The following is an 862-nucleotide window of genomic DNA, read 5'->3' as shown; positions in this document are numbered from 1 at the left end:
GTTCTACCCCGATATCACGGACGGTTGTAAAAGAGCTGCAACTTTCTGATCCTGCTTGGCCGCCCTTCGCCGCATCCTTGGGTTGTGGCGTCGCTCGATGTAGTCAAACACATCCGCCCGTGCTGCATCCAGTGTGTGGTAGCTCGTTCGATAGATGCGCTCACGCTTGCTTGAGCAGTCCAAAAAAGCCTTCGCAGGCCGCGTTGTCGCCGCAATGCCCCACTGCGCTCATTGAGCAGATCAGCCCGTTAGCCGCGAGATACCCCTGGTAGTCACCGCTGCGGAACTGACTGCCACGATCCGAATGCAGGATCACCTCATCACTTCCTTGCCGCTGCCACACCGCCATTTGTACAGCACGTAGCACCATCTGACGGTCCTGCCGATCATGCGTTGACCAGCCCACAATACGCTGGTCGTACAGATCCAATACGATGCACAGATACAGCTTGCCCTGCTGGGTCTTGATCTCGGTGATATCGGTCACCCACTTGGTTTCCGGCTCCAGCGCGACAAAATCGCGCTCAAGCAGGTTAGTGACCCCTGGTGGCGTCACGGCCGAACCTGCACGCTGCCCGCGACGCTTCCGCCGGGGCCAGCCCTGCAGGCCGTCGGCCGCCATCAGGCGTGCTACCCGGTTCAGGCTGGCACTCTCGCCTTCCTGAGCCAAGTCTTCGCGCATGCGACCGGCCCCCAACGTACCGCGGCTGTCTTCGTGCAGTTCGCGCATCCGTACCGCCAGGCGCTCATTGTCGAGCTGCCGGGCGCTCGCAGGGCGCTTACTCCACTCGTAGTAGCCGCTGGCTGATACCTTCAGGCAGCGGCACATCAGCCGAATCGGAAACTCATTGCGGCAACGTTC

At 60.9% G+C, this 862-nt stretch carries 1 pseudogene; it reads right to left on the bottom strand.

Annotated elements, in window-relative coordinates:
- Positions 1-3: 3 nt before the first annotated feature.
- Positions 4-862, bottom strand: a pseudogene (locus XANALMUS060_RS17235) (IS3 family transposase); the annotation flags it as partial.

Origin of the sequence: Xanthomonas sp. MUS 060 (genome assembly GCF_000963215.1) — a bacterium.
Taxonomy (GTDB): Bacteria; Pseudomonadota; Gammaproteobacteria; order Xanthomonadales; family Xanthomonadaceae; genus Xanthomonas_A.
Note: the sequence above shows the minus strand (reverse complement) of the source record. Positions and strands in the feature narration are given on the sequence as shown.